Raw genomic sequence first — 26234 nt, 5'->3', positions numbered from 1 at the left:
GGCTGGCGGATCCGCACCGACCGCGAGCCGCTGACCGCCGACGCCGTCGTCCTCGCCACCCCGGCCTGGTCCGCGTCCGCGCTGCTGGCCGCCGAGTCCCCGGCCGCGGCGGCCGAACTCGGCCGCGTCGAGTACGCCTCCATGGCCCTGGTCACCCTCGCCTTCCGGCGCGCCGACCTCGGCTCGCCGCCGCCCGGCAGCGGCTTCCTCGTCCCGCCCGTGGACGGCCGGGCGATCAAGGCGTCCACGTTCTCCTCCAACAAGTGGAGCTGGGTGGCCGAGAGGGCGGGCGACCTGTTCGTCCTGCGCACCTCCGTCGGCCGTTACGGGGAGGAGCAGGCACTGGAACGCGAGGACTCCGAGCTGGTCGGCGTGTCCCTGACCGACCTCGCCGAGGCGATCGGCCTCACGGCCGCGCCCGTGGCGTCCGAGGTCACCCGCTGGACCGGCGGTCTGCCCCAGTACGCCGTCGGGCATCTCGCCCGGGTCGCCCGCATCCGCGACGCCATCGCCAAGCTGCCCGGCCTGCGGGTCTGCGGAGCGGTCTACGACGGGGTCGGCATCCCCGCCTGCATCGGCAGCGGACAGCGCGCGGCGGACGAGATTCTCGCCACGCCGACCCTGGCGCGGGGCACTGATCGGGACGCGGGACAATAGCCGTATGAGTGCGCCCGAAAAGATCCCGAACGCAGGCAAGAAGGCCAAGGACCTCAACGAGGTCATCCGGTACACGCTGTGGTCCGTCTTCAGGCTTCGAGATGCGCTGCCCGAGGACCGCTCCGGCTACGCCGACGAGGTCCAGGAGCTGTTCGACCAGCTCGCCGCCAAGGACGTCACCGTGCGCGGGACCTACGACGTGTCCGGGCTGCGTGCCGACGCCGACGTGATGATCTGGTGGCACGCGGAGACCGCGGACGAGCTCCAGGACGCGTACAACCGCTTCCGGCGCACCCGTCTCGGCCGCGCACTCGAGCCCGTCTGGTCGAACATGGCGCTGCACCGCCCCGCCGAGTTCAACAAGTCGCACATCCCGGCCTTCCTGGCCGACGAGACGCCCCGCAACTACGTCTCGGTGTACCCCTTCGTGCGCTCCTACGACTGGTACCTGCTCCCCGACGAGGACCGCCGCCGGATGCTCGCCGACCACGGCAAGATGGCCCGTGGCTACCCGGACGTGCGCGCCAACACGGTCGCGTCGTTCTCGCTCGGCGACTACGAGTGGATCCTGGCCTTCGAGGCGGACGAGCTGTACCGGATCGTGGACCTGATGCGCCACCTGCGCGCGTCCGAGGCCCGTATGCACGTGCGCGAGGAGGTCCCCTTCTACACGGGCCGCCGCAAGAGCGTGGCGGATCTGGTGGCGGGGCTCGCGTAGTCCCGCAGAATCCCGACGGCGAGGTTTCCCCGCGTTGTACGCGGAAACCCAGCCGTCCGCGACCGGGCTCACGGGCCCGGTCACCTCGGCCGGGCCCGTGGAAACCGACCACCGGCAGGGACCGTCAACGGCCCCTGCCCGAGGTCGTCCACGACCCGGTCACCTCGGCCGGGCCCGTGGAAACCGACCACCGGCAGGGACCGTCAACGGCCCCTGCCCGAGGTCGTCCACGACCCGGTCACCTCGGCCGGGCCCGTGGAAACCGACCACCGGCAGGGACCGTCAACGGCCCCTGCCCGAGGTCGTCCACGACCCGGTCACCTCGGCCGGGCCCGTGGAAACCGACCACCGGCAGGGACCGTCAACGGCCCCTGCCCAGGTCAGCCACGGATCCGGCTGCACCCCTGACCCGGAAGATCAGACGGCGTGCGGCAGCTTCCGCTGCTCCGCGTGCCGGTCCAGCGACACCGGGTCCGGCTCCGGGTGCGGCGCGCACGATGCGCGCCGCACCGGCGTCTTCCCGTGCAGCAGGTAGTCCTCCAGGTACGCGTTGACGCACGCGTTGTTCCCGCCGCCGATGCCGTGCGTGCCCGCGTCCTCCTCCGTGATCAGCACCGAGCCGCGCAGCCGCCGCTGCAGCTCCAGCGCCCCTTCGTAGGGCGTCGCCGCGTCCCGCTCCGCCGCCAGGATCAGCGTCGTGGGCAGCGCGCCCCGCGCCGTGCCCACGTCCACCGGTTGTTGCCGGGGCGCCTGCCAGAACGCGCACGGCAGGTTCATCCACGCGTTGTCCCACGTCTCGAACGGCGCGATCCGTGCGAGCCGGGTGTTGTCGCGGTTCCACGTCTGCCAGTCCTCGGGCCACGGGGCGTCGTTGCACTCCACCGCCGTGTAGACGGCGTTGGCGTTCTCCGCCGCCTTCTCTGTGCCCTGCTGCGGGGCGGCCTGGGCGATCAGCGGCTCCGGGTCGCCCTTCAGGTACGCCGACAGCGCCTTCGCGCGCAGCGGCCAGTAGTCGTCGTGATAGGCCACGCTCAGCAGCGCCGCGTGGAGCTGCCCCGGGCCGACCTTGCCGCCCGCCGGCTTCGCCGCCAGCGCGGCCCGCACCCGTTCGTGACTGCGGGCGACCTCCTGCGCAGTGGCTCCCAGCTTGTACGTGGCGTCGTGCTTGGCCACCCAGGCACGGAAGTCGGCCCAGCGGCTCTCGAAGGCCAGCGACTGACCGAGGTTGTTGCGGTACCAGATCCTGCTCGGGTCGGGGTTGACCGCCGAGTCGAACACCATGCGGCGCACCTGGCGCGGGAACAGGGTGGCGTACAGCGCGCCGAAGTACGTGCCGTACGACGCGCCCATGAACGTCAGCTTCTTCTCGCCGAGCGCCGCGCGCAGCACTTCGAGGTCGCGCGCGTTGTTGAGCGACGTGTAATGGCGCAGCGCAGCACCGGCCTTGCGCGCGCAGCCCCGCGCGTATGCCTTCGCCTGCGCGATGCGCTCCTGCTTGTACGCGAGGGAGGGATGCGTCGGCGCCTGGGTCGGCGCCCGTACGAAGTCCGCCGGGTCCTGGCAGGACAACGGCGCGGAGCGTTCCACGCCCCGGGGCGCGTAACCCACGATGTCGTATGCCCGTGCGATGTTCTTCCACTCGGGCAGCTCGGCCGCCATGGGGAAGGACATGCTGGACGCGCCGGGGCCCCCGGGGTTGTAGACGAGCGCGCCCTGCCGCTCGGCCGACGGGCCGCTCGCCCGTACCCGGCTCACGGTCAACGTGATCTGACGGCCCGACGGATCCGCGTAGTCCAGCGGCACCTCGACCGTGCCGCAGGTGACCGGCTCGGCCAGGCCCTCCTCCTTCGGGCAGGCGCCGAAGACGATGCCGGCGGCCGCGGCGCGCTCGGCGGCCACCGCGGTCCCGTGGGCCTCGGCGGACGCGGGAGAGGCGCCGCCGGTGGGATGGACGGCGCCGGCCGGAGGGGCGGTGAGTGTCGTGAGGACCAAGGAACCGAGGCCCGCCACGGCTCCGAACTTCGCAACTGTTCTCATCGCGTTCCCTTCGTGCACGTGCGGCGGCCCGACGGCCGCGGGACGAAAGGATCCTTTGTGGGGCGGTTGACGTTGTAAAGCACCGATGTGTGTCGCGTGTCGGCCCCCGATGGCCGGAATCAGCGGATCCGGTCGGCTGTCCGGCCGTTCGCGAACGCGGCCCGCAGCTGCGGATCGTCGAGTGCGCAGACCCCGTGAACGGCGACCATGGTGAGCTGAGCACGTTCACCTGCGCCGGACGCGGCGTGTCCGGCGGCCCGGTCGGTGAGGGAGTCGAGCAGCCGGTTGCCGGCGGGCGAGGCCCAGCCGAGGTAGTCGTGCACCTCGAAACGCGCTATAGCCAGACAGCCCAGCGTCATGACGAGCGGCGGCGCGAACCACGCCACGACCGGACCGGGCTGTTGCCCCTGAGAGAGCGTCAGCACGGCCCCGGCAGCCAGTACCACGGTCAGGACGCTCGCCGCGCGGACGGCGCGGATCGCGGAGACCACGGGAATCCTGGCGTTGTCGGGGACGGCGAGCCCGGCGCGGACGAGCCGGTCGGCGAGGACGCGTACGGCATCGGCGGCGGACACGGCCGCCCGTACCGCCGCCGTGCGGGCCTGGCCCGAAGGACCTATCGCGCCGATGACCGAACGCTCCAGGTCGTTCTCGCCGTCGGGATCCACGACCGTCGCCCAGCCCGTGTGCGCCAGCAGCAGCCGGCGCCCGCGGTGCATCGACACGAGCGTCAGCTCGGTGACCCGCTGCGGGCCGCCGGCCAGGAACGCGGCCTCGGGGAGCGTGAGCTCGTACGCGCCGCACACATCGGCGCCGGCCTCGCCGCGGGCCTCCTCGGCTCCCTCGTCCAGGTGGTGGGGCGCGTCGGCCGCGGCCAGGCACAGCCGCAGACAGCTGACGGCCGCGACGGCCCAGGCCAGGAGGACGAGGATGAGCCAGAGCATGGGCGAGTTCTACGCGAGGAGTGGGCGTCGCGCCACAGGCTGTTCGCCATATGGACGCGCCGGTGACGCCTGTCAGGAGCTGCTGGACGATCCGCAGCTGGAACCGGACGAACTTCCGCAGCTGGAACCTGAGGAACTTCCGCAGCTGGAGCCGGACGAGCCGCCGCAGCCCGAACCGCCCGAGCCGCCGCTGCCGGCCCCGCAGCCCGAGCCGGAGCCCGAACTCGCGCACCATACGGGCTCTGAGCAGGCTGCGGAGTCGTGCCCGGCGTACGGGGCGTGCGACACCGTGGAGCGCGAGCCGCGGCCGAGCCGGGCGGCGCCGGTCAACTGGGCCCGCAGATGCGGGTCGGGGAGCGCCCCCACCCCGCGGAGGGCGACGAACGCGACGACTCCCGGGGCGGCGTGGGCGTGCGCGGCACTGTAGGAGCGCAGGGCGCGGCGGCCCTCGGGGGCGACGCGACGGCCCGCACGGTTGGCCTGGCTGAAGCCGATCACCATGCCCGGGATCAGGGCGGGCAGCGCGGTCAGGACGAACGGCAGACCGACCGGCTTGTGGCCCGAGTCCATGAACTGCACGACGGTCGCGAAGACCGAGAGGGGCAGACCGATGAGGCAGAGGATGCCCTGGGTCAGTCCCCAGGTGGAGAGGCCGCTGTGCTGCCGGGGAGGCGTCATGAGCCCGCGGGCGGCGAGGGCGTGGCCGATCTCCTGCACGGCGGGGCTGCGCATGACGTCCTGCCGCACGACGTGGAGCGCCCCGCTGGGAGCGGTCGCCAGTGCCCGGAACACCTCGCGCTCCACCGGGTCGTGCGCGACCTGGCGCACCGTCGTGACCACGCCGGGACCACCGACGACGACCCGGCCGTCCGTGTGCAGCGCGGCGAGCGCCGCGTCGGCGACGCGGGCCGGGCCGCCCGCGAGGAAAGCGGCCTCGTAGGGGTCGTGGATGCGTGCGTCGCCGTGCGAGGCGCTGCGGAGGGCGGCGGAGACCTTGACGATCAGCAGCGCGGAGGAGAGTCCGACGGCGAGGTAGAGGGCGAGGGCGAGGAGGGGCATGGGGCTCACCTTCCGATTCCGGCGAGAGCGGCGCGCGCGGCGCGGGCGAACCGTACGGCCCGCCGCGGGGGCTCGGGCGCGGCGCGCTCCTGCCACCAGAGGGTGAGCCGTCGCCGGACGGCGGCGTCCTCGGGGCGGCCGGTGGCGAGGAGGTGCCCGACGAAGTCGAGCGCGTCGCGCCGGTAACCGGCGTGCATGGGGCGGTTCCTGGCGTACGAGAGGAACGCGGTGCGGTAGGCGTCACCGAGGATCCCGGGCAGTTCGGGCGCGACCTTGCCGACGACGTCGGCCCGCTTGGCCAGGAGCGCCCTGCTCTGCACGCGCAGCCGGCGCGGGTCGAACCCCTCGGGCGCGGGCGTCCCCGCGACCAGGGCGGACATCAAGGCGGCCTGCGCGATCGCCACCCGCTCCCGCACGGCGCCGCCGTTGTGCGGCGAGACGCTGACGCCTTCGCGCGCGTCGCCGTCCCGGGCGGCGCCGCCGTCCCCGGGCTCGGTCCGCTCGGGCTCGGTCCGCTCGGGCGCGGCGGGCCCGGGCGTCATGCGGAGCGTCTCGCGGATCCTGGACAGCTCGGACGACAGGGCGTTCGGCGGAGGGAAGTCGTCGTCGCGTTCCAGCAGCACCCCCGGCGGGCACACCCTCGCGCGGAGGTCCGCGAGCACGTCCAGGACGGGCTGCGTCACCGGGTGCGCGTGGGTGTCGTGCCACACGCCGTCCCGTTCGACGCCGCCCGCCACATGCACGTACGCGATCGCCTCCACCGGAAGCGCGTCCAGTGCCGCTGAGGGGTCCTCGCCCCGGTTCACACGGTTCGTGTGCAGGTTCGCGACGTCGATCAGGAGCCGGACGCCCGTCCGCTCGACCAGCTCCGCCAGGAACTGGCCCTCCGTGAGCTCCTCGTCCGGCCACGCGATCAGCGCCGCGATGTTCTCGAGCGCCAGCGGCACCGGCAGCGAGTCCTGCGCGATGCGCACGTTTTCGCACAGCACGGACAGCGCGTCCCACGTGCGCGGCACCGGCAGCAGATGGCCCGCCTCCAGCACCGGGGACGCGGTGAGCGGGCCACCGGCCCGTACGAACGCGATGTGCTCCGTCACCAGCGGCGCGTCCAGGGCCTCGGCCCGCTCCGCCAGGTCGGCGAGGCGGCGCGCCGACGGCCGGTCGGCGCCCCCGAGGCCGAGCGAGACGCCGTGCGGGACGATGCGCGTGCCTCGCTCCCGCAGCCGGGTCAGCGAGGCCGGCAGGTGCCCGGGGCAGACGTTCTCCGCGACGACCTCGACCCAGTCGACGCCGGGCAGGCGCTCCACCGTCTCCGCGATCTCCGGCCGCCAGCCGATTCCGATGCCGAGTTCCATGATGTCCCCCTCCGCTGCCCGACAAGACCCTGCCCGACATGTGATGTGCAGAGGTCATGGCCCCGTCAGGCACGGATGAATCCGCAGAGGGGGACGTTCAGAGCTTCATCTGAGGTTCCGCCGGGGGCGCCTACCCGGCCGGCGGCACCTCGGGACGGTTCGTGTTCACCGTGCCCGGCGCCCCGGGCGACGGCTGTGACGTGACGGTCACGTCGCCGGTCGGCTGCGCGGGCGCCGGTGCCGGAGGCAGGTTCCCGTCCGGCGCGGGCGGACCGCTCGGGCTCGCCGTCGCGTTGCCCGCCGCCTCGTTCGCGATCGCGTCGAAGTCGACCATTCCGGTCGCCTCCAGCATGGTGATGTGGTCGAGCACCGTCTGGTTGGCGTCGCTGGCGAGCTGGCGTATCAGCGCGTTGCGGGTCGTGTGCCGGACCTGCGCGATCGCTGAGAAGACCTTGCCGTGCGCGTTGCGCAGCAGGTTGGCGAACTTGCGCTCGTACTCCTGCCCGGTCGCCGCGGACAGTTCCCGCAGCCAGCCCTGCTGCTGCTCCGTGGGCTGGTTGGGCAGTTCGACGCCCAGCTTCGCCGCCACGTCCCGCGCCCGCCGGTCCAGGTCGGTGTGGCCGACGATGAGGTGGTCGCCCGCCTCCTTGATCGCCTGGCTGGGCGCCCGCTCGATGGCCTGCTGGCCCGCGGGCAGCTCCCACAGGCCCGCCAGCCGGACCTTCACCAGCAGGTCGCGGTCGGCCGCCGAGAGCGGGCCCCACTGTGTCGCGACGGTCGAGGCGTTGAGGTTCGCCTGTCCCGTACCGGAGCGGTCGGCGTAGGACCAGACGGGAAACGCCAGCGCGCCGACCGTGACGACGAGAGCCGCGATGATGAGTGCTGTCCCGTTGATGCGCCGCAACAATGTGCCTCCAGAGCCGATGCGTGACACGGCAGCCGAAACCGCCCCACTACTGACTGGCCGGTCAGTCCACCGGCCGTCCGCCGGTCGAACCTAGCCGGTCAACCTACTTGGCGGTACTGGGGGATACGCATCCGGGGGCCGGGATGTTCAGCCGCGCAACGCCGGATGATCGGCGATCACCGTGCACGAGCCCGGAGCGATCTCCGTGAACCCCGCGTCGCGTACCACCGGCAGTCCGCTGTCGGTGAGCGCCCGCCAGTGTGCCGGATCGGCGGCGCGCACCGACAGGCGGTAGCCGGCCGTCCGCCAGGCTTTGCGATCCGTCTCGGAGAGCTCCCACCAGGCGAGTTGGGCGCCGTGGCCCGCCTGGGCCATCGCCTTGCCGGCCGACATGTCCAGGTCCGGGCTCAGCCACAGCACCGGACCGTCGAGGTCGGGGGCGGCGGGCGGCGCGGGATCGTCGAGATCGGTGCCGGACACCTGCAGTTTGGCGAGTTCCTTCGGCCAGCCGTCGAGCGGGACGGGCGGGAAGACCCGTACCTCCGCCCGCTCGCCGGTCACGGAGATGCCCGGCAGCGTGCACGCCCGGCGCCACTCCGCGCCCCGCGCCCGGCGCACCACCTTGCGGATACGCGCGTCCTGCCAGTCCCGCATCGCCCGGGCCCACTCGCCCTCGCCCACGGACCGCTCGTCGCCGAGGATCTCCAGGACGGCACGCGCCGCTGTCTCCAGCGCGTCGGTGCGGGCGGGCGGTTCGGCCTTCTCGATCCGTACGACCAGCGGCAGGACGAACTGCGGTGCCGCGTCGCGCAGGCGGTTCTCGTGCCGGAAGGGACTGTCCGCGGGCCGGGCGGCCTCGGTGCCGGTGTTCTCGCTGCTCACCCGATCAGTGTGCCAGCCGCCACGCCGGGCGACTTCGGGGCAGTTGGCGGAACGAGTGGCTCCGGGCGACGATGCCTCCCATGAAGAGCGATCTTTTCAACGGCGACAACATGGCGCAGCAGGCGACGGTGCCGGGCATGACGTTGCAGAACGCAAAGTCGGTCAAGTACGCGGTCAACGGGGAGATGCACGCGCGCCAGGGCTCGATGATCGCCTTCCGCGGCAATCTCCAGTTCGAGCGCAAGGGCCAGGGCATCGGCGGCATGCTCAAGCGAGCCGTCACGGGTGAGGGCCTGCCGTTGATGGCGGTGCGCGGCCAGGGCGAGGCGTGGTTCGCGCACGAGGCGGCCAACTGCTTCATCGTGGACATCGAGCAGGGCGACGCGCTGACCGTCAACGGCCGCAACGTGCTGTGCTTCGACGCGACCCTGTCCTACGAGATAAAGACGGTGAAGGGCGCCGGCATGACGGGCGGCGGCATCTTCAACAGCGTCTTCACCGGCTACGGGAAGCTCGCGGTCATCTGCGAGGGCAGCCCGATCGTGATCCCCGTCACCCACCAGCAGCCGGTGTTCGTGGACACGGACGCGGTCGTCGGCTGGAGCGCCCACCTGAGCACCTCGCTGCACCGCTCGCAGTCCATCGGATCGATGATCCGCGGAGGTTCGGGCGAGGCGGTCCAGTTGAAGCTGGAGGGCGAGGGGTTCGTGATCGTCAGGCCCAGCGAGGCCACTCCGCAGAAGGCGGCGCAGAGCTGAGGCTGCAAGGAGTCGGCCGACGTTACGGCCTCGGCGGTCCGTGGGTGCTGCGCGGCGTCGACCTCGACCTCGCCCCGCGCACCCTGGTCCGTGTCGAAGGCGCCAACGGCAGCGGCAAATCGACACTGCTCAGGCTGCTCGCCGGTATCGACGCACCGACCGAGGGCCGCGTCACGGACCGGCCGCGCACGGCGTACGTACCCGAACGGTTCCCGGCCGCGCTGCCGTTCACCGCACACGGTTACCTGGTCCACCTCGGACGGATCCACGGTCTCGGCCGGAGGGCGGCTTCGGCTGCCGCGGCGGAGTGGCTGGAGCGCTTCGGCGCCGCGGGCCATGCCCGTACGCCGCTCGGTGAGCTGTCCAAGGGCACCAGCCAGAAGGTCGCCGTCGCCCAGGCGCTCCTCGCCGGGCCGGAGCTGCTGGTGCTCGACGAGGCGTGGACCGGACTGGACGCGGCGGCCCGACAGGAACTCGACCGGGCGGTCGCCGAGCTTGTCGTGGCGGGGGCGGCGGTCGTGTTCGTCGACCACGATCCGCGCCGGCTGGCGGGCGCGGTCGATGCCGTCCACGCCGTACGGGAGGGCCGGCTGGCGCCGGTCGTACCGCGGTCCGCCGACGGGCCGCCGGGGCCTCGCACCCGGATCGTGGCGGTGGGGCCGCCGGGCGCGGCGGCGCCCGGGGACCTGCCCGGCGCGCCCGACAGCGCCCCGGGCCAGGACGGCGCCACGGTGTTCTCCGTCTCCGCCGCGCACTCGGACGCCCTGCTCCGGGCGCTGCTGACGTCCCGGCCGCCGTGGCACATCCGCCGGCTCGACCCTCCGAACACGCCCGCTCCGACGCCGGCCGCCGCCACGGGAGACCAGGTGGGCCATGCCGCGGGGACGCCGGGTGGTCCCGGCGACGAGGCCGACGGCGTCGCCGCGCCCGACGGCCTGCTCGCGGGCGCCCCCGCACGGTCCGGGCCGGACGAGGAGCCGGGCCGTGTCTCGGGGGTGGCGGGTCGCGGCGCGTCCGGCGAAGAGGCCACCCGCACGCACACGACCACGGGGCACGGCACACCATGACCGCTCTCTTCGGCTATCAGGCCGCTCTCCTGCTGCGCTCCCAGCGCTGGCTGCCGCCCGTACTGCTCTACGGCATCACCTTGACCGTCGGCGTGCAGGGCGGCAGGCCGGTGCTCGACGCGCTCGGCTGGACGGCCGCCGCGCTCCTGCCGGTCACCGCTTGGCTGGTGCGTGTCTGCGCCACCCAGGAGCCGCCCGCCGCGCGCGCCGTCACGGTCGCCGCCGCGGGTCCGCCGCGGGTACACCTGTCGGCCCTGCTCGCCGCCGTGGCCTGGGCGGGGGCGATCGGCGCCGTGGCGACCGGGGTCGTCGCGCTGATCAGCGACGCGAGGAGCGCCGACCACAGGGTCGTGGTCCCCCTGCTGCCCGCCGTGGCCGCCGGGCTGCTCGCGTGCGCGGTGAGCGTCCTGGTCGGCGCTGCGGTGGGCGCGCTGTGCACCCGTCCCGTGCTGCACGCGCGCGGCTGGTCGCTGCTGGCCACCGCGACGGCGGCGCTGCTGGCCCTGGTGACCACCGGCTCACCCGCCCAGCACGCGGTGAGCGTCCTCGTCACCGGCTCGCGGACGGGAACGGTCCACCTGCCGGTGTCCGCCCTCCTGGCCGCGGCGCTGATCGCGGCCGCTGCGGCCGCGATCACCTGCCTGCTGTGCTCCCTGCGGGGTGCGGACGGGGGAGCCGCGGCGGCCTAGGACAAGGGCCCGCGTCGCCCCCGGCCGCGGACTACAGTCGTACGTATGGACGAGCACGAGCCGTACTGCGAGACCCCGGCCGACTCCGGCACCGCCGCCGGAGGTGCCGCGGACGCGGCACCCGGCGAGGAGTTCGCCGAGTGCGTGCTGTGCCGCGAGCCGACCGAGTACCCCGCGTCCGTCAAGGGCGCTCCGCTGTGCCCCGTCTGCGAGTGGCGAGAGGCCGAGAAGTCGGCCTGCTCCGGCTGACCCGGGGCGGGCGGACGCGCTACGAGGGGCGCATCAGGTCCGAGACCTTCACGAAGCGGTACCCGCGGCGGCGCAGCTCGGGGACGATCCGGCGCACCGCCTCCTCGGTGACCGGCGCCGCGCTGCGCGTGCAGTGCATGACCACGAGCGATCCCGGCCGCACGCCGGCGAGGACCTGCTCGGCGACGGCGTCCGCGTCGGTCGCGAAGGCGTCGCCGCTGACGACGTCCCACTGCACCGCGGTGACCTCGGCGGGCGCGATCGCGCGCAGCGCGCCGTCGTCGTAGCAGCCGCCGGGGAAGCGGAAGTACGGCACCGCGTTGCGCACCCCGGCCTTCGCGAACGCCGTGAACGCGCGTTCCACGTCCGCCCGCATGTCCTTGGCGGCGACGGCCGGGAGCCCGTAGCAGTCGGGCGTGAAGGCATGGTGGCTGTAGGAGTGGTTGGCGGTCTCGAAGAGCGGGTCCGTGCCGATGGCCCTCGCCTGCGCGGGGTACTCCTCGGCCCAGCGGCCGGTCATGAAGACGGTGGCGGGAACCTTCAGCGCGCGCAGCGCCGCGATGAGCCCCGGGTTGTCGAAGCGCTCGCCCCGTGCGGCGCGCGGGCCCTGATCGGCTGTCATGTCCGCGTCGAAGGTGAGCGCGACGGTCTTGGGGGCCGTGGCGGCCGGGGCCGCCGCACGCCGGAAGACGGGGGTCAGCCCGTGCGGCCCGGGGGCGAGGGTCGGCGCCTTCGGCCGCTGCAGTGCGCCCGGTTCGCGGGGGTTGCCCGGCTGGGGCGACGCGGCGTCCTGGCCGGAAGCGGTGGGGGAGGGAGACGCCCCGAGCACGGCGGCGTGGGGATCGGCGCCGGGGGAGGTATCGGGGTCGCTGCCGCATCCGGCAAGTACGGCACCCAAGGCGGCCGTGGCCGCATATCTTCGTGCAGAAGTGGTCACTGGCGGAAAATATATGATCATCGGCCCGATGGGCCGTCGGGAAGGGTCCTGCGTCAGGGTTGCTTTCACGGCAGAGTGTTCGGCCCTGTCCGTTGCACCGTGCAATGATGCGTCCGGCTCGTTCCACGGTCCGCTGCGCGGATCTCGTTCAGGAGGAATGGCATGACCCCGCCCCTCACGGCCGGTGTGCTCGCCACCATGCAGGACCTGCTCGCCGTGCCGGAAGGCCGGGGCGGCGCCGTGTGGCGGCTGGATCCGGCCGCACGCCAGCTGGACGCCAACGTCATTCGCGTCCTGCCCGGCGACAGCGTCGCGCGCCATGTCGAGCCCGACCTGGACGTCCTGCTGTGTGTGCTCGCCGGGAGCGGCGAACTCACCGTCGGCGACGAGGCCCAGCGGCTCGGGCCCGGCTGCGTGGCCTGGCTGCCCCACGGCACCGAGCGCGCCCTCGCCGCCGGGCCGGACGGGCTCGTGTACGTGACGGCGCACCGGCGGCGGCCCGGTCTCTCCATCAGGCCGGCGGAGGCCGGCACTCCCCGCCGGGCCGCGGAGGGCGGCGAGTCCGCCTGCCTGCTCCACCGGATCTGCCCCGGCTGCGACCGTCCCGCCGAGGACATCGGCGCACGGTACTGCAGCCGCTGCGGCACCGAACTGCCGTCGGCGGAAGGAGTCTGACGCCTCGTCGGTGTGCGGAATGGGCCCTTCACCGACGGCCGTCGATGAGCACAACGCCCGCCTCCTCCGTATCAAGGGTCGGACGCGTCCCCCGGTTCCCTCCGGCAACCGGATTCCGTACCCCCCGCAGGAGGCAGCGAGTTGAGTCACAGGCGAATACCCAAGCGAAAGGCCGTGCTTGCAGGAGCCGGGGCGGTGGGCATCGCCGCGGCGGCCGTCCTGCTGCCGCACGCCAACGCGTCGCAGTCGGATTCCGGCGCCGACGCGGCCCCCAGGGCGATGAGCGCCGCTTCCGCCCAGGACCTGCTGTCGCGGCTGGGCCCCGAACTGGGCGACGCGTACGCGGGCGCCTACTACGACGCGGGAAAGAAGCAGCTCGTCGTCAATGTCGTCGGTGACGACGACGCGATGGACCAGGTCAACGAGACCGGCGCCGTGGCCAGAAGCGTCGAGAACAGCATGGGCGAGCTGAAAGCCGCGGCGAGCACACTCGCCGCGCAGGCCACCATCCCCGGCACGGCTTGGGCCGTCGACCCGAGGACCAACCAGATCCTGGTCACCGCCGACCGCACCGTTCTCGGCGCACGCTGGGACAAGCTGGAGTCGGCCGTCGGGTCGCTGGGCTCCGGCACGGCCCGTATCAAGAAGTCGGCGGGCGAGTTCAGGACCTTCCTGGAAGGCGGCGACGCCGTCTTCGGCGGCGGCGCGCGCTGTTCCCTCGGCTTCAACGTGACCACGCAGGACGGTGCGCCGGGCTTCCTCACGGCGGGCCACTGCGGTGTGGCCGCCGAGCAGTGGTCCGAGGACGCCAACGGCGCTCCCATCGGCACGGTCCAGGCCGCGACGTTCCCCGGCGACGGCGACTTCGCGCTGGTCACGTACGACGACCCGGCGACGCAGGCGCCGAGCACGGTCGACCTCGGGAACGGCCAGACGCTGGACATCGTGGGCGTGGGCGACGCGGCGGTGGGTCAGCAGGTGTTCCGCATGGGAAGCACCACCGGCCTCGACGACGGCCAGGTCACGGGGCTGAACGCGACCGTGAACTACCCCGAGGGCACGGTCACCGGGCTGATCCAGACCGACGTCTGCGCGGAGCCGGGCGACAGCGGCGGAGCGATGTTCACCCGCGAAGGACTCGCGATCGGCCTGACATCGGGCGGCAGCGGCGACTGCACGTCGGGCGGCGAGACGTTCTTCCAGCCGGTGACGACGGCGCTCGCCGCGGTCGGCGCGCAGATCGGCTCGGGCGCGGGCGGCGCCGGGGGCGGTGACGGCGCGGGCGCCGGTGACCCGGGTGCGGGTGCCGGTGACGGCGGCGGTGCGCAGGACGCCGGAGGCGCGAACGACGCGGGTGCCGGTGACCCGGGCGCGGGTGCCGGTGACGGCGGCGGCGCGCAGGACGCCGGAGACGCGAACGACGCGGGCGCGGGCAACGGCGCCGGCGACGCGCAGGACGGCGGCGAGGACGGGTTCGCCCGTCGGCAGGGCTGACCGCACCCGGCACAGGGGCGGCGGAGTTCCGGCGGCCTTCCGGCCCCCGGAGCTCCGCCGCCCTCAGTCCGTCTCCGGCCCGACGGTGGCGCAGTCGCCGGCGCCGCTGCCCGCCGTGTCCAGCGTCGCAGTCAGCGCGTCCAGCTCCGCGCGCAGCGCCCGCACCCGGTCGAGCGACAGGCCCGTGGCCTCCGCGATCCTGCGCGGCACGCCCAGTGCCCGGTTGCGCAGTGCCTCGCCCTCGGCGGTGGGCCGTGCCGTCACGGAACGCTCGTCCGCCACACCGCGCCGGCGCTCCACATACCCCGTCGCCTCCAGGCGCTTGAGCAGTGGGGACAGCGTGCCCGAGTCGAGGCGCAGATGCTCGCCGATCTGCTTGACGGGCAGTTCCCCGTGCTCCCAGAGGACCAGCATCACCAGGTACTGGGGGTAGGTGAGGCCCAGGTCCTTCAGGGCCGAGCGGTAGATGCCGTTGAACGCGCGCGCCGCGGCGTGCAGCGAGAAGCAGATCTGGTGGTCGAGGCGCAGGAAGTCCTCGTCCGCCACATCGCGCAGTGTCGTGTTCTGGGTGCGTTCGTCGCGTCCGTCCATGCGTCCCAGAGTACCAAGCTGCGGACCATTGAGTTGTGCGCAACTTAATCGTGTGCTTTATTAGTGGGGCGGCCCGCTCCACGGCGGACCGCCACCGCATCACCGGACGAAGAGGGATGGACTCATGGACGCGCTCTACACCGCTGTCGCCACCGCCAACGGCCGCGAAGGCCGCGCCGTCAGTTCGGACGGCCAGATCGACCTGCCGCTCGCGTTCCCCGCGGCCCTCGGCGGCAACGGGCAGGGCACCAACCCCGAGCAGCTCTTCGCCGCGGGCTACGCCGCCTGCTTCGCCAGCGCGATGGGCGCCATCGGCCGCCAGGAGAAGATCGACGTCAAGGACGCCTCGGTGACCGCCGAGGTCTCCATCGGCAAGGACACCGACGGCGGCTTCGGCCTCTCCGTGATCATGCGCGTCGAGCTCCCCGACCACCTCCAGGGCGAGGCGGGCCGCGAGCTGCTGGAGAAGACGCACGCGTACTGCCCGTACTCCAAGGCCACCCGCGGCAACCTGCCGGTCGAGCTCGTCATCGAGTGACCACCGGTCCGCAAGGGCGCGCTCAGGTCCCGGCCAGCAGCCACTCGCGGCACTTCGCCGCGTCGAAGCCGCCCGCAGGGAACCGCGGGTCCATGGCTTCGAGGTGTTCCAGCAGGAGCCTGCTGACCGCCCAGTTGCGGTACCACTTGCGGTCGGCCGGCACGACGAACCAGGGCGCCGCCTGCGTCGAGCACCGTTCCAGGGCGATCTCGTACGCCTCCTGGTAGGCGGGCCACAGGGCCCGTTCCTCCAGGTCGCCCGGGTTGAACTTCCAGTGCTTGGCGGGGTTGTCGATCCGCTTCAGCAGGCGGCGGCGCTGCTCGTCGAAGCCGATGTGCAGGAAGGCCTTGACCAGAGTGACGCCGTCCTCGGCGAGCTCGTTCTCGAAGCGGTTGATCTGCCCGTAGCGGCGGGTGAGCCGCTCGCGGGGGACGAGCTCGCGCACGCGGGCGATCAGCACGTCCTCGTAGTGCGAGCGGTCGAAGATGCCGATCTCGCCGGGGTGCGGCAGTGCCCGGCTGATACGCCACAGGAAGGGCTGGCCGCGCTCCTCCGGCGTCGGCGCCTTGAAGGCCTTGATACGGCAGCCCACCGGGTTGAACAGGCCCACGACATGGTTCAGCGTGCCGCCCTTGCCGCTGGTGTCCATGCCCTGGAGCACCAGCAGCAGGCGGCGGCGGTCGCCCGCGGTGGCCGCCGCGTACAGCCGTTCCTGGAGATCGGCGAGGCGCGGGCCCATCAGGGCGGTCGCCGCCAGGCCGGCCGCCTTGTCGGGCGGGCCGCCCGGGGTGGCGGACGGGTCGTGGCGGGACAGGTCGACACGGTCGCCCGGCGCGATTCGCAGCAGCTCGCTCAGCGCGACGGGCTGTTGCGGCTCGTCGGTCCCGGCGGTCCGCCCGCGCTGCTTTTTCGCGTCGTCCTTGGCCACCGCGTGCCCCTTCCGCGTCCGTGCGTCTCCCACGATCGTGCGACGCGACGCCCGCCGCCGCGAGCGCGGCGCCCACGGGGACCGGCATGCCCGCGGGACGAAAACGCACGCGGGGACGCCCGCGAGACGCGGAACGCCCACGAGACGCGGAACGCCCGGGGGCGGAGCGCCCGCCGGGCGGACGTCGCCTCTGCCGGGACGGGAACACCCGCGGGGCGGCGCCGCATGCAGCGGTGCCGCGCCCGCGGGCGCCGGGACGGGTCCGGTCAGCGCCAGGGGCCGGTGACCGCGAACGTCGTGCCCGGCGTGTAGCAGTTCACGTACATCGTGCCGCCGTCCGGCGAGAACGCGACGCCCGCGAACTCACCCCACTCGGGCTCCTCCGGGGTGCCGGTGTTCTGCGCGTTCCGTGCCATCGGATACACCTCGCCGCGCTGGGTGAGCCCGTACACGTGCTGCGCGCCGTCGCCGTCCTCGCACACCATCAGGCCGCCGCTCGGCGCGAGGCAGATGTTGTCGGGGGACTCGCCCGGCAGTCGGACGTCGGTGTCCGGGCCGAAGACGATCACCAGGGTGAGGCGCCGCCGTCCGGGTTCGTACTTCCACACCTGTCCGTAGTGGTCTGCCGCCGACCCCTCCGCGCTGCGCGCGAAGCTGGACACGAAGTAGACCGAGTTGCCGCCCCAGTAGCACCCCTCCAGCTTCTGGGCGTGGGTGATGCCCCGGGGGCCGAAGTCCTGGAGCCGGATCGGCGTCTGCTTCGCCTGGCTGTCCGGTACGGGCACCCACTCGATCCCGTCGAAGCGTGCCCCGGTCTCCTGGATCCCCGACAGATCGGGCACGCCCGGCACCCGCATCGCCTGAAGCTCACCGCCCGCCCGCAGCGAACCGGTGCCGCCCATCGGCTTGTCGGGCAGAAAGCGGTAGAAGAGGCCGAACGGGCGCTGGAAGGCGTCCTCCGTCTCGTACACGATCCCGCTCGACGGGTCGATGGCGATCGCCTCGTGCTGGAAGCGGCCCATCGCGGTGAGCGGCACGGCACCCGTGCGGCGGGGGTCGGCGCCGTCGACCTCGAAGATGAAGCCGTGGTCCTTGGTGTAGCCGTTGGTGCCGGCCCTGTCCTCGGTCTCCTCGCAGGTGAGCCAGGTGCCCCAAGGAGTGGGTCCGCCCGCGCAGTTGACGGCGGTGCCGGCGATGGCGACCTGCTGCGACACGACGTTGTTGCGGCCGTCCAGCTCCAGCGCCGTACAGCCTCCCTTGCCCATCGGGTCGTAGGTCAGGCCGCTGACGGTCGGCACGGGGATCCGGGCGTTGTGCCGGTTCTCGTGGTTGCGGACGAGGTGGACGCGGCCGCGGCGGCCGGCGAAGGCCGCCATGCCGTCGTGGTTGCTCGGCACCCGGCCCTGCTCGTGGCTCAGCGGGTCGCCCTCCCGGGACAGGACCTTGTAGCGGAAGCCTCTCGGCAGATCGAGCAGGCCGTTCGGGTCCGGCACGAGCGGGCCGTACCCGCCGTGACCGCGGGCGGCGGCGGTGCCCGCGAAGAGTTCGGAGAACGCACCGGTGAACGCGATACCCGCGCCGACCGCACCGGCACCGGCCAGAACTTGACGTCGTGAAGCGGTCATGAGGCAGCAACTCTCTGTTGGCGGACAGGAGATGTGACCCGCATGTGTGTATCACGCAGACGGTCGTCGCGTAACCATGCGGGCCACTGTGCCTCGTGGTGCTCCTGCTCAGCCCAGCTCGGCGGTGAGCGTGATGGTCGTGCCCGTCAGCGCCTGGCTCACCGGGCAGTTCGCCTTGGCGTCCTCGGCGGCCTTGGCGAAGGCGGCCTGGTCCAGGCCGGGGACCGTGCCCACGACGGTCAGGTGGATGCCGGTGATGCCCTCGCCCGGCTGGAAGGTGACGTCGGCCTTCGTCTCCAGGCGGGCCGGCGGGGTGCCCGCGCCGGCGAGGGCGTGCGAGAGGGCCATCGAGAAGCAGCTGGAGTGGGCGGCCGCGATCAGTTCCTCGGGGCTCGTCCGGCCGCTGGCGGGCGGCTCGGTGCGCGCCGCCCAGGAGACGGGGTACTCGCCGATGCCGGAGGAGTCCAGGCTGACGACGCCCTTGCCGTCGAGCAGGCTGCCTTCCCAGACGGTGTGGGCCTGACGCGTGGTGGCCATGATGGTTCCCTTCAGATCGGGTTTTACCGCCCCAACCTACTGCGCCACCAAGGCCTTCGCGTCCCGCGCCAGTGCGGTGAGCCGGGAGATCGCCCGGAAGTACTTCTTCCGGTAGCCGCCGTTCAGCATCTCGTCACTGAACAGCCTGTCGAACGGCAGGCCCGAGGCGAGCACCGGGACCTCCCGGTCGTACAGCCGGTCGGCGAGGACGACGAGCCGCAGCGCGGTCGACTGGTCGGGCACCGGCTGGACGTCGGTGAGGCACACCGCCCGCACCCCGTCGGTCAGCGCGCCGTAGCGGCTCGGGTGAACCCTGGCCAGGTGCTCCAGCAGCTGCGGGAAGTCGTCGAGGGAGGCGTCCTCGGTCGCGTACGCGGCCTTGGTGACCTGCTCGTCGGAGTACGGGGGAGGGGCTTCGGGCAGGCCGCGGTGACGGTAGTCCTCGCCGTCGATCCGCAGCGGGCGGAAGTGCGCGGACAGGCCCTGGATCTCACGCAGGAAGTCGGCGGCGGCGAACCGGCCCTCGCCGAGCTTTCCGGGCAGCGTGTTCGAGGTCGCGGCGAGCGCGACGCCCGCGTCGACCAGCTTGCCGAGCAGCGTGGAGACGAGGACGGTGTCGCCCGGGTCGTCGAGCTCGAATTCGTCGATGCACAGCAGCCGGTGTCCGCTGAGGGTCCGGACGGTCTGCTGGAAGCCGAGCGCGCCGACCAGGTTCGTGAGCTCGACGAACGTGCCGAAGGCCTTGAGCGCGGGTTCGGCGGGGGTGGCGTGCCAGAGCGAGGCGAGGAGGTGGGTCTTGCCGACGCCGTAGCCGCCGTCGAGATAGACCCCGCGCGGCGCGGCGGGCGCCGCGTTCTTGGGGGTCCTGGAGAACCAGCGCCGCTTGCCGCCGCCCGCGGCGTGCGCACCGCCGAGGCCGGACGCGAAGTCGCTCAGCACCTTGACGGCCTCGACCTGGCTCGGCTGCTGGGGATCGGGGACGTACGTGTCGAAGCGCACCGCGTCGAAGCGCGGCGGCGGCACCATCTCGGCGACCAGACGGTCGGCGGGGACGTGCGGCTTGCGGGCGCAGAGCGACAGGGGCGCGGCGGCTTCGGTTATCGGGCTGGTCGGCACAGTACCCAACTGTAAGGGCCATGTAAGACTGCACAGCATGCGACGCCTGTTCCCTGTGACCGACCAGACACCGCCCGCCGACGTCCGGGAAGACCGGGAGTGGTCGCTCGACGAGTTGGCCGACGCCTATGCGTACCCCACCGGCGAGGAGCGGAAGGGCGCCTGGCTGCGGGCGAACATGGTCTCCTCGCTCGACGGCGCGGCCCAGCACGACGGCCGCTCGCAGCCCATCTCCTCCGACGCGGACATGCGGATCTTCGGCACCCTGCGGGGTCTCGCCGACGCCGTCGTCGTCGGCGCGGAGACCGTACGGCTCGAGGGCTACCGGCCCGCCCGTGCCCGGGCGGCCTTCGCCGACCGCAGGGCCGCGGCCGGCCAGGGGCGCGCGCCCGCGATCGTCGTGGTCAGCGCCTCGCTCGGTCTCGACTTCTCCCTGCCGCTGTTCACAGAACCGCTGGTGCCCACGCTCGTCCTGACCGGCGCCGCCGCTTCCCCGGACCGGATCAGGGACGCGGAGAGGGCAGGGGCGGAGGTCGTCGTCGCGGGCGACGGACCGGGTGTCGAGCCCGCGAGGGCCGTGCGGGCACTCGCCGAGCGCGGCCTGGTGCGGCTGCTGACCGAGGGCGGACCCCGGATGCTGGGCCAGTTCGCGGCGGCCGGCGTCCTGGACGAGCTGTGCCTGACGGTGTCGCCGACGATGACGGTGGGCGACGCCCAGCGCATCGCCGGCGGCCCGGCGCTCCCGGACCCGGCCCGCTTCGCCCTGGCGTCGGTCCTGGAGGAGGCGGGCTTCCTCTTCACCCGGTACCGGAAGGTGTAGGGGCCGTTCCGGTCCGTCCCGACCGGGCCGAACTGCGCCGCGCCCCGGGCGGGCAGCCGTAGTCGGCGCAGCCGGTGGTGGCGGGGGCGCGAGGGCGGCCGTCGCGCGCCGGTGGCGCACGCTCGGCGGTGACAATCGCGGAATTTGTCGTTCCGCTTAGCTCCCGAGGGGCACACTTATCTCGCAGACCCCGTGCTGCCGCGGGGGAAGGATGGTTTCCGCAGAAGGGCTCCTGAACGTGTTCACAAGCGTATTGATGATCGAGAAGCCCCTGACCTCGGAGGACGTGGAGTTCGTCACCACCCTGCACGGGGACGAGGCCGTCTCTTTCATCGTGCTGATGCAGCCGCGCGGTGACCAGGCCGACGTGCTCCTGCGCGCCATCGACGACGTCGCGCTCGGAGAGCTGAAGGAGGCCGTCCGGGAGGGCGAGGAGCCGGAGGGCGAGGCGGCCAAGGCCCCGGCCCAGCGCGGCCTCGAACACTCCCTGGCCGCTTTGCGCGCCGCGGGCTGCGAGGCCGTGGGCCAGGTCGTCGAGGACCACCCGCTGGACAAGCTGAAGGCCGTCGTCGACGAGGCCGGCGCGGACGAGGTGATCGTGCTGACCGAGCCGCACTACGTGGAGGAGTTCTTCCACCGTGACTGGGCCTCCCGTGCCCGGCACAAGGTGGGCGTGCCGGTGCTCAAGCTCTTCGCGCACAGCAAGTAGCGGACCGGGGTGCCGCCCGCAGGCAATAGGGTGGGCCCCTGCACGTGTACGCACACCCCGGGAGACAGACACATGGCACCCGCCGTTCCCAGCGCCATGGAGCGCCCGCACTTCATCGGCATCGGCGGAGCAGGCATGTCGGGGATCGCGAAGATTCTCGCCCAGCGCGGCGCGAAGGTCGCGGGCAGCGACGCCAAGGAGTCCGCGACCGCCGAGTCCCTGCGGGCGCTGGGCGCGACCGTGCACATCGGCCACGCCGCCGAGCACCTGGCCTCCGACGCCAGCTGCGTCGTCGTCTCCAGCGCCATCCGCGCCGACAACCCGGAGCTCGCGCGCGCCGCCGAGCTGTCCGTTCCGGTCGTGCACCGCTCCGACGCGCTCGCCTCCCTGATGACCGGGCTGCGCTCGATCGCCGTGGCGGGCACGCACGGCAAGACGACGACCACGTCCATGCTGGCCGTGGCCCTGACCGAGCTGGGCCTGGACCCCTCGTACGCCATCGGCGGCGACCTCGAGGGCCCGGGCACCAACGCCCGGCACGGCGAGGGCGAGATCTTCGTCGCCGAGGCCGACGAGAGCGACCGCAGCTTCCAGAAGTACGACCCCGAGGTCGCGATCGTCCTCAACGTCGAGCTCGACCACCACGCCAACTACGCGTCGATGGACGAGATCTACGAGTCCTTCGAGACGTTCGTCGGCAAGGTCGTTCCCGGCGGCACGCTGGTCGTCGCGGCCGACCAGCCCGGCGCCGTCGAGCTGGCCTCCCGCGTCCGCGACGCGTCCTCGCTGAAGGTCGTCACCTACGGGGAGTCCGAGGACGCGGACGTCCGCATCCACAAGGTCACCCCGCGCGGTCTGACCAGCGAGGTCACCGTCCTGCTGGAGGGCCGCCTCCTCACCTTCACCGTCTCCGTCCCCGGCCGTCACTACGCGCACAACGCGGTGGCCGCGCTCGCCGCCGGCGTCGCCCTCGGCATCCCGGCGCACAACCTGGCCTCCGCCCTCGGCAAGTACACCGGCGTCAAGCGCCGCCTCCAGCCCAAGGGCGAGGCCGCCGGCGTCCAGGTCATCGACTCCTACGCCCACCACCCGACGGAGATGACCGCCGACCTGGAGGCCATGCGCGGGGCGGCCGCCGACTCGCGCCTGGTCGTCGTCTTCCAGCCCCACCTGTTCTCCCGCACCCAGGAGCTGGGCACGGAGATGGGCCAGGCCCTCGCGCTGGCCGACGCCTCGGTGGTCCTCGACATCTACCCGGCCCGTGAGGACCCGATCCCCGGCATCACCAGCGAGCTGATCATCGAGGCCGCGCGCACCGCCGGCGCCGAGGTGACGGCCGTCCACGACAAGGCGGCCGTCCCGGAGGTGATCGCGGGAATGGCGAAGCCCGGCGATCTCGTTCTCACGATGGGCGCGGGTGACGTGACGGACCTCGGTCCGGAGATCCTGGCCCGCCTGTCGAGCTGAGGGAGCGGTTGATGTCGTACGAGGTCGAGAAGCCGGACGAGCAGTGGCGGGCGGAGCTGAGCCCCGCGGAGTACGCGGTCCTGCGCCAGGCCGGGACCGAGCCCGCGTTCGTCGGTGAGTACACGGACACGAAGACGGTCGGCACGTATTCCTGCCGGGCGTGCGGGGCGGAACTGTTCCGCTCGGACACGAAGTTCGAGTCCCACTGCGGCTGGCCGTCCTTCTACGACCCCAAGGACACGGACGCGGTCGAACTGATCGAGGACCGCACCCACGGCATGGTCCGCACGGAGGTCCGCTGCGCCCGCTGCGGCTCCCACCTGGGCCACGTCTTCGAGGGCGAGGGCTACCCGACGCCCACGGACCAGCGGTACTGCATCAACTCGATCTCGCTGCGACTGGAGCCGGACGCGGACTAGTGCCCCTTCCCGGCGGACATCGCCGGTCGCGGCACTGACTGGGAGAAAAATCGGCTGCGCCGACTGCCGGGCCCGCCCAGACTGGGCGGGCCCGTTCCCGTCCCCGCGAACCGAAGGAACACTTCCGCGTGCAGGCCGCCGTCACCGTCACCCCCGCCCAGGTTCCCGAACTGCTGCTCGGGCTCGCCACCGTGCGGCCCGTCTTCCTGTGGGGCGCGCCCGGGATCGGGAAGTCGTCGCTCGTGCGGAGGTTCGCCGAATCGCTCGGGCTGGAGTGCGTGAGTCTGCTCGGGACGCAGCTGGCGCCCGAGGACCTGATCGGGGTGCCGCAGATCCGTGACGGGCGGTCCGTGTTCTGCCCGCCCGAGGCCATCGCCCGCGACGAGCCGTACTGCCTCTTCCTCGACGAGCTCAACGCCGCGTCCCCCGATGTCCAGAAGGCGTTCTACTCGCTGATCCTCGACCGGCGCATCGGGTCGTACGAGCTGCCCGCCGGCTCGATCGTCATCGGCGCGGGGAACCGCGCCACCGACAACGCGCTCGCGCGGCCCATCGCGTCGGCCCTGGTGAACCGCCTCACCCATGTGCATCTCCAGGCGTCGTCGGCGGACTGGCTGGTATGGGCGGGCGAACACGGCATCCACCCCTGGGTGACGGACTACCTCACCGACCGCCCCGACCATCTCTGGTCGCAGCCGCCCAAGACCGAGGAGCCGTTCTCCACGCCCCGCTCCTGGCACATGCTCTCCGACGCCCTGCACTCCTTCGGTCCGGGCATCGACGAGGACACCCTCAAGGTCGTCGCCCACGGCACCCTCACCCCCGCACACGCCGTCTCCTTCTGCGGCTACGCCAAGATCGTGCGCCACACCTTCGGCATCGAGGCGATCCTCAAGGGCGACGCCTCCTGGCCCAACCGCCTTCAGGACCGGGATTTGCTCTACTACCTGGCCGAGGCGTTCCGGGGGCGGCTGGTGAAGGAGCTGCCGCGGCAGAAGGAGCACGTGTCGCCGTCGATGCGGCAGACCGCCTACCGGGCCAAGTCGCTGCTCGTGCAGCTCGCCGAGATCTCCGTCGAGGTCGCGCAGACCGTCATCGCGGACGACACCGACGGGCAGCCGGTGCTCCCCTCCTGGTTCCTCGTCGAGGCCGCCCGCGACATGCCGCGGCTGGTGGAGGCCCGGCGATGAAGAGGGCCGCCGCGGGGCAGCAGGGCGGCAAGCCCGACCCGGCCACCGAGGCGTTCGCCGCCGGGCTCGCCATGGTCAAGCGGAACCCGGCCTTCGCCGCCGTCGAGGCCGAGTTCTGCCGGCAGGGCAAGTGCGCCGCCACGCCTGCCGGGGGACTTGCGGCCGTGGACTCCAACGGCGTCGTCCACGTCCATCCCACCCGGCGTGCCGAACCGGACGACTGGGCCTGGACCCTCGCGCACTGCCTGCTGCACCTCGGGTTCGGGCACGTGCCCGCAGCCAAGGGCACACGGCGCGAGCAGCCCGACCGCTTCGAGCGGGCCGCACGCTGCACGGTGGTCAACCGCTTCCTGCTCACCTTCCCGGTGGGGCGCCCTCCCGGCCACCTCCCCGAGACGTATCCGGGCGGCGACGAGGCGATGCTCGCCGCCCGCTGGCGCCGCGACGGCATCCCCGCCGCCTACGAGCGGTGCGGCACCGCGGGCGACCACCCCGACCAGGTCCTGGTGCCCTGGCAGATGTGGAACACCGCCCCGCCCGACTGGGAGACCGCCTTCGCCCACGCGCTCACCCGCAGTGTCTCCGCCGCCATGGACGTGGCGGGCGGCCGACGCGACCGCGTCACCGGCGAGCGCGTGCCCCAGCGGCCCTGGGACCGTGCCCTGAACTGGTTCGTCTCCTCGTACCCCCTGCTCGGCGGCCTGGCGGCCGGCCTCACGGTCGTCGCCGACGCCGAACTCGCCCGCACGCAGGACATCTCCATCGCCGCCGTCAGCTCCGTCGCGGGCGAGATCTACATCAATCCGCTGCGCACCTTCACCGACGAGGAGTGGCGCTTCATCCTGGCGCACGAGATGCTGCACGCCGCCCTGCGCCACGGCGAACGCCGCGGCGCGCGCGAGCCGGTGCTCTTCAACGTCGCCGCCGACTTCGTCGTCAACGGCTGGCTGGTCCAGATGCGTGTCGGCGAGATGCCCGAGGGGCTGCTGTACGACCCCGACCTCAAGGACCTGTCGGTGGAGGAGGTATACGACCGCATCGCCACCGACCTGCGCCGCCGTCGCCGACTGGCGACCCTGCGCGGCAAGGGCGCCGGCGACATCCTCGGCGAGCCGCTGCCGCACCCGGACGCCCGCCCCTACGCCGACCTGGACGACTTCTACCGGCGCGGCCTGGTGCAGGGCTTCGACCTGCACCAGTACGGCGAGCGCGGTCTGCTGCCCGCCGGTCTCGTCCAGGAGATCCGCGCCCTTGCCCACCCGCCCGTGCCGTGGGACGCGCAACTGGCCCGCTGGTTCGACGAGTACGTGCCTCGGCCCGAGCCCGTGCGGTCCTATGCGCGCCCGGCCCGCCGACAGGCGTCCACCCCCGACATCCCGCGCGCCGGACGGTACTTCCCGTCCGAGGAGACGCCCCGCTGCACCTTCGGTGTCGTCCTCGATACGTCCGGCTCGATGAACAGCGCCCTGCTCGGCAAGGCTCTCGGCGCGATCGCCTCGTACGCCGAGGCCCGTGACGTCCCGGCCGCCCGCGTCGTCTTCTGCGACGCGGCGGCATACGACGCCGGGTACGTTCCCCCGGCGGAGATCGCCGGCCGGGTACGGGTCCGCGGGCGCGGCGGGACGGTACTCCAGCCGGGCATCGACCTGATCCACCGCGCCGACGACTTCCCGGCGAATGCCCCGGTCCTGGTCATCACCGACGGATGGTGCGACACGCTGCGCATCCGCCGCGAGCACGCCTTCCTGATCCCGCAGGGCGCGTCACTGCCGTTCACGCCCCGCGGCCCGGTCTTCCGGCTGACGTGACGCGGGCGACCTGACCGTTTCAGTTCACAGAACGCTGTCACCAGCCGCAAACGACGGA

Annotated in this window: 27 protein-coding genes; 15 read left to right on the top strand and 12 right to left on the bottom strand. The window is 72.9% G+C overall.

What is annotated here, in order from left to right; all coding sequences use genetic code 11:
- Both HW130_RS24270 and hemQ read left to right on the top strand, forming a co-directional pair.
- Positions 1 to 657: NAD(P)/FAD-dependent oxidoreductase (locus HW130_RS24270; RefSeq protein ID WP_177151805.1), on the top strand; the 657-nt coding region annotated here is incomplete at its 5' end.
- A gap of 4 nt (positions 658 to 661) precedes the next feature.
- Positions 662 to 1375, top strand: a complete 714-nt coding sequence (hemQ, locus tag HW130_RS24265) for a hydrogen peroxide-dependent heme synthase (RefSeq protein WP_177151804.1) — start codon at positions 662 to 664, stop codon at positions 1373 to 1375.
- Between the two features lie 417 nt (positions 1376 to 1792).
- Here the strand turns inward: hemQ and HW130_RS24260 are convergent, their stop codons facing one another.
- The 6 genes from HW130_RS24260 to HW130_RS24235 form a co-directional block, all read right to left on the bottom strand.
- Positions 1793 to 3412, bottom strand: a complete 1620-nt coding sequence (locus HW130_RS24260; RefSeq protein ID WP_177151803.1) for an alpha/beta hydrolase — start codon at positions 3410 to 3412, stop codon at positions 1793 to 1795.
- A 119-nt stretch (positions 3413 to 3531) separates the two neighbouring features.
- Positions 3532 to 4356, bottom strand: a complete 825-nt coding sequence (locus tag HW130_RS24255; protein ID WP_177151802.1) for a TIGR04222 domain-containing membrane protein — start codon at positions 4354 to 4356, stop codon at positions 3532 to 3534.
- Between the two features lie 72 nt (positions 4357 to 4428).
- The gene (locus tag HW130_RS24250; RefSeq protein WP_177151801.1) at positions 4429 to 5415 is read right to left on the bottom strand and encodes a TIGR04222 domain-containing membrane protein; all 987 of its coding nucleotides are present in this window, start codon (positions 5413 to 5415) and stop codon (positions 4429 to 4431) included.
- Positions 5416 to 5420: 5 nt separating this feature from the next.
- Positions 5421 to 6770 carry a DUF692 domain-containing protein gene (locus HW130_RS24245; protein WP_177151800.1) on the bottom strand — a complete coding sequence of 450 codons (1350 nt, stop codon included), beginning with the start codon at positions 6768 to 6770 and terminating at the stop codon, positions 5421 to 5423.
- Between the two features lie 130 nt (positions 6771 to 6900).
- Positions 6901 to 7674: a DUF4142 domain-containing protein gene (locus tag HW130_RS24240; protein WP_177151799.1), complete on the bottom strand. Its 774-nt coding sequence runs from the start codon at positions 7672 to 7674 to the stop codon at positions 6901 to 6903.
- A 150-nt stretch (positions 7675 to 7824) separates the two neighbouring features.
- Complete coding sequence (locus HW130_RS24235) at positions 7825 to 8559, bottom strand: peptidyl-tRNA hydrolase (RefSeq protein WP_177151798.1); 735 nt, start codon at positions 8557 to 8559, stop codon at positions 7825 to 7827.
- A gap of 80 nt (positions 8560 to 8639) precedes the next feature.
- Between HW130_RS24235 and HW130_RS24230 the strand changes: the two genes are divergently transcribed.
- Genes HW130_RS24230 through HW130_RS24215 form a run of 4 tightly spaced genes read left to right on the top strand, consistent with a single transcriptional unit; the run spans position 8640 to position 11322 of the window.
- Positions 8640 to 9317: an AIM24 family protein gene (locus HW130_RS24230; RefSeq protein WP_177151797.1), complete on the top strand. Its 678-nt coding sequence runs from the start codon at positions 8640 to 8642 to the stop codon at positions 9315 to 9317.
- A gap of 44 nt (positions 9318 to 9361) precedes the next feature.
- Positions 9362 to 10384, top strand: coding sequence for an ATP-binding cassette domain-containing protein (locus HW130_RS24225; protein ID WP_375256580.1), 1023 nt, complete (start codon positions 9362 to 9364; stop codon positions 10382 to 10384).
- Positions 10381 to 11073: an ABC transporter gene (locus HW130_RS24220; protein ID WP_177151796.1), complete on the top strand. Its 693-nt coding sequence runs from the start codon at positions 10381 to 10383 to the stop codon at positions 11071 to 11073. The genes HW130_RS24225 and HW130_RS24220 overlap by 4 nt, the downstream gene beginning before the upstream one ends.
- A 45-nt stretch (positions 11074 to 11118) precedes the next feature.
- The gene (locus HW130_RS24215) at positions 11119 to 11322 is read left to right on the top strand and encodes a hypothetical protein (RefSeq protein WP_177151795.1); all 204 of its coding nucleotides are present in this window, start codon (positions 11119 to 11121) and stop codon (positions 11320 to 11322) included.
- Between the two features lie 19 nt (positions 11323 to 11341).
- On the opposite strand, the gene HW130_RS24210 is transcribed toward HW130_RS24215, so the two are convergent.
- Positions 11342 to 12280 (bottom strand): polysaccharide deacetylase family protein, encoded by a 939-nt coding sequence (locus HW130_RS24210; RefSeq protein ID WP_375256579.1) that lies wholly within the window; start codon positions 12278 to 12280, stop codon positions 11342 to 11344.
- A 141-nt stretch (positions 12281 to 12421) separates the two neighbouring features.
- Here HW130_RS24210 and HW130_RS24205 point away from each other — a divergent pair, with 141 nt between their 5' ends.
- Together HW130_RS24205 and HW130_RS24200 are read left to right on the top strand one after the other, a co-directional pair.
- Positions 12422 to 12934, top strand: a complete 513-nt coding sequence (locus HW130_RS24205) for a cupin domain-containing protein (protein ID WP_177151794.1) — start codon at positions 12422 to 12424, stop codon at positions 12932 to 12934.
- Between the two features lie 141 nt (positions 12935 to 13075).
- A complete protein-coding gene (locus tag HW130_RS24200; RefSeq protein ID WP_177151793.1) occupies positions 13076 to 14428 on the top strand; it encodes a S1 family peptidase in 1353 nt (450 codons plus the stop codon).
- A gap of 63 nt (positions 14429 to 14491) precedes the next feature.
- Here HW130_RS24200 and HW130_RS24195 read toward each other — a convergent pair whose 3' ends face one another.
- Positions 14492 to 15019 (bottom strand): MarR family winged helix-turn-helix transcriptional regulator, encoded by a 528-nt coding sequence (locus HW130_RS24195; RefSeq protein WP_177151792.1) that lies wholly within the window; start codon positions 15017 to 15019, stop codon positions 14492 to 14494.
- Positions 15020 to 15143: 124 nt separating this feature from the next.
- On the opposite strand from HW130_RS24195, the gene HW130_RS24190 reads away from it, so the two are divergent.
- Positions 15144 to 15557: an organic hydroperoxide resistance protein gene (locus HW130_RS24190; protein WP_177151791.1), complete on the top strand. Its 414-nt coding sequence runs from the start codon at positions 15144 to 15146 to the stop codon at positions 15555 to 15557.
- 22 nt (positions 15558 to 15579) lie between these two features.
- On the opposite strand, the gene HW130_RS24185 is transcribed toward HW130_RS24190, so the two are convergent.
- The 4 genes from HW130_RS24185 to zapE form a co-directional block, all read right to left on the bottom strand.
- A complete protein-coding gene (locus tag HW130_RS24185; protein WP_177151790.1) occupies positions 15580 to 16485 on the bottom strand; it encodes a PPK2 family polyphosphate kinase in 906 nt (301 codons plus the stop codon).
- Between the two features lie 266 nt (positions 16486 to 16751).
- Entirely contained in the window at positions 16752 to 18110 is a 1359-nt protein-coding gene (locus HW130_RS24180) for an alkaline phosphatase PhoX (RefSeq protein ID WP_177151789.1), read from the bottom strand.
- Between the two features lie 108 nt (positions 18111 to 18218).
- Complete coding sequence (locus tag HW130_RS24175) at positions 18219 to 18647, bottom strand: OsmC family peroxiredoxin (protein ID WP_177151788.1); 429 nt, start codon at positions 18645 to 18647, stop codon at positions 18219 to 18221.
- A gap of 36 nt (positions 18648 to 18683) precedes the next feature.
- Positions 18684 to 19802, bottom strand: coding sequence for a cell division protein ZapE (gene zapE, locus HW130_RS24170; RefSeq protein ID WP_177151787.1), 1119 nt, complete (start codon positions 19800 to 19802; stop codon positions 18684 to 18686).
- Between zapE and HW130_RS24165 the strand changes: the two genes are divergently transcribed.
- The 6 genes from HW130_RS24165 (at position 19801) to HW130_RS24140 (ending at position 26176) form a co-directional block, all read left to right on the top strand.
- On the top strand, positions 19801 to 20583 hold the full coding sequence (locus HW130_RS24165; protein ID WP_177151786.1) for a pyrimidine reductase family protein: 783 nt from the start codon (positions 19801 to 19803) through the stop codon (positions 20581 to 20583). The genes zapE and HW130_RS24165 overlap by 2 nt on opposite strands.
- 238 nt (positions 20584 to 20821) lie before the next feature.
- Positions 20822 to 21292, top strand: coding sequence for an indole-3-glycerol phosphate synthase (locus HW130_RS24160; RefSeq protein ID WP_177151785.1), 471 nt, complete (start codon positions 20822 to 20824; stop codon positions 21290 to 21292).
- Positions 21293 to 21364: 72 nt separating this feature from the next.
- Positions 21365 to 22759, top strand: coding sequence for a UDP-N-acetylmuramate--L-alanine ligase (gene murC, locus HW130_RS24155; protein ID WP_177151784.1), 1395 nt, complete (start codon positions 21365 to 21367; stop codon positions 22757 to 22759).
- Between the two features lie 11 nt (positions 22760 to 22770).
- A complete protein-coding gene (msrB, locus tag HW130_RS24150) occupies positions 22771 to 23178 on the top strand; it encodes a peptide-methionine (R)-S-oxide reductase MsrB (RefSeq protein WP_177151783.1) in 408 nt (135 codons plus the stop codon).
- Between the two features lie 128 nt (positions 23179 to 23306).
- Positions 23307 to 24368, top strand: coding sequence for an ATP-binding protein (locus HW130_RS24145; RefSeq protein WP_177151782.1), 1062 nt, complete (start codon positions 23307 to 23309; stop codon positions 24366 to 24368).
- Complete coding sequence (locus HW130_RS24140) at positions 24365 to 26176, top strand: hypothetical protein (RefSeq protein ID WP_177151781.1); 1812 nt, start codon at positions 24365 to 24367, stop codon at positions 26174 to 26176. Before HW130_RS24145 ends, HW130_RS24140 begins: the two co-directional genes overlap by 4 nt.
- Positions 26177 to 26234: the final 58 nt, after the last annotated feature.

The organism is Streptomyces sp. PKU-EA00015 (genome assembly GCF_013387495.1).
Lineage (GTDB): Bacteria > Actinomycetota > Actinomycetes > Streptomycetales > Streptomycetaceae > Streptomyces.
The sequence above is the reverse complement of the archived record's forward strand: the minus strand, read 5'-3'. Positions and strand labels throughout refer to the sequence as shown.

What these genes read in the sequence shown, in the direction of transcription:
- HW130_RS24215 (WP_177151795.1), top strand. Translation starts at nt 11,119, where the DNA reads ATGGACGAGCACGAGCCGTACTGCGAGACCCCGGCCGACTCCGGCACC.
- zapE (WP_177151787.1), bottom strand. Translation starts at nt 19,802, where the DNA reads ATGCTGTGCAGTCTTACATGGCCCTTACAGTTGGGTACTGTGCCGACC.
- hemQ (WP_177151804.1), top strand. Translation starts at nt 662, where the DNA reads ATGAGTGCGCCCGAAAAGATCCCGAACGCAGGCAAGAAGGCCAAGGAC.
- HW130_RS24180 (WP_177151789.1), bottom strand. Translation starts at nt 18,110, where the DNA reads ATGACCGCTTCACGACGTCAAGTTCTGGCCGGTGCCGGTGCGGTCGGC.
- HW130_RS24165 (WP_177151786.1), top strand. Translation starts at nt 19,801, where the DNA reads ATGCGACGCCTGTTCCCTGTGACCGACCAGACACCGCCCGCCGACGTC.
- murC (WP_177151784.1), top strand. Translation starts at nt 21,365, where the DNA reads ATGGCACCCGCCGTTCCCAGCGCCATGGAGCGCCCGCACTTCATCGGC.
- HW130_RS24140 (WP_177151781.1), top strand. Translation starts at nt 24,365, where the DNA reads ATGAAGAGGGCCGCCGCGGGGCAGCAGGGCGGCAAGCCCGACCCGGCC.
- HW130_RS24245 (WP_177151800.1), bottom strand. Translation starts at nt 6,770, where the DNA reads ATGGAACTCGGCATCGGAATCGGCTGGCGGCCGGAGATCGCGGAGACG.
- HW130_RS24260 (WP_177151803.1), bottom strand. Translation starts at nt 3,412, where the DNA reads ATGAGAACAGTTGCGAAGTTCGGAGCCGTGGCGGGCCTCGGTTCCTTG.
- msrB (WP_177151783.1), top strand. Translation starts at nt 22,771, where the DNA reads ATGTCGTACGAGGTCGAGAAGCCGGACGAGCAGTGGCGGGCGGAGCTG.
- HW130_RS24255 (WP_177151802.1), bottom strand. Translation starts at nt 4,356, where the DNA reads ATGCTCTGGCTCATCCTCGTCCTCCTGGCCTGGGCCGTCGCGGCCGTC.
- HW130_RS24205 (WP_177151794.1), top strand. Translation starts at nt 12,422, where the DNA reads ATGACCCCGCCCCTCACGGCCGGTGTGCTCGCCACCATGCAGGACCTG.
- HW130_RS24175 (WP_177151788.1), bottom strand. Translation starts at nt 18,647, where the DNA reads ATGGCCACCACGCGTCAGGCCCACACCGTCTGGGAAGGCAGCCTGCTC.
- HW130_RS24230 (WP_177151797.1), top strand. Translation starts at nt 8,640, where the DNA reads ATGAAGAGCGATCTTTTCAACGGCGACAACATGGCGCAGCAGGCGACG.
- HW130_RS24210 (WP_375256579.1), bottom strand. Translation starts at nt 12,280, where the DNA reads ATGATCATATATTTTCCGCCAGTGACCACTTCTGCACGAAGATATGCG.
- HW130_RS24220 (WP_177151796.1), top strand. Translation starts at nt 10,381, where the DNA reads ATGACCGCTCTCTTCGGCTATCAGGCCGCTCTCCTGCTGCGCTCCCAG.
- HW130_RS24190 (WP_177151791.1), top strand. Translation starts at nt 15,144, where the DNA reads ATGGACGCGCTCTACACCGCTGTCGCCACCGCCAACGGCCGCGAAGGC.
- HW130_RS24195 (WP_177151792.1), bottom strand. Translation starts at nt 15,019, where the DNA reads ATGGACGGACGCGACGAACGCACCCAGAACACGACACTGCGCGATGTG.
- HW130_RS24250 (WP_177151801.1), bottom strand. Translation starts at nt 5,415, where the DNA reads ATGCCCCTCCTCGCCCTCGCCCTCTACCTCGCCGTCGGACTCTCCTCC.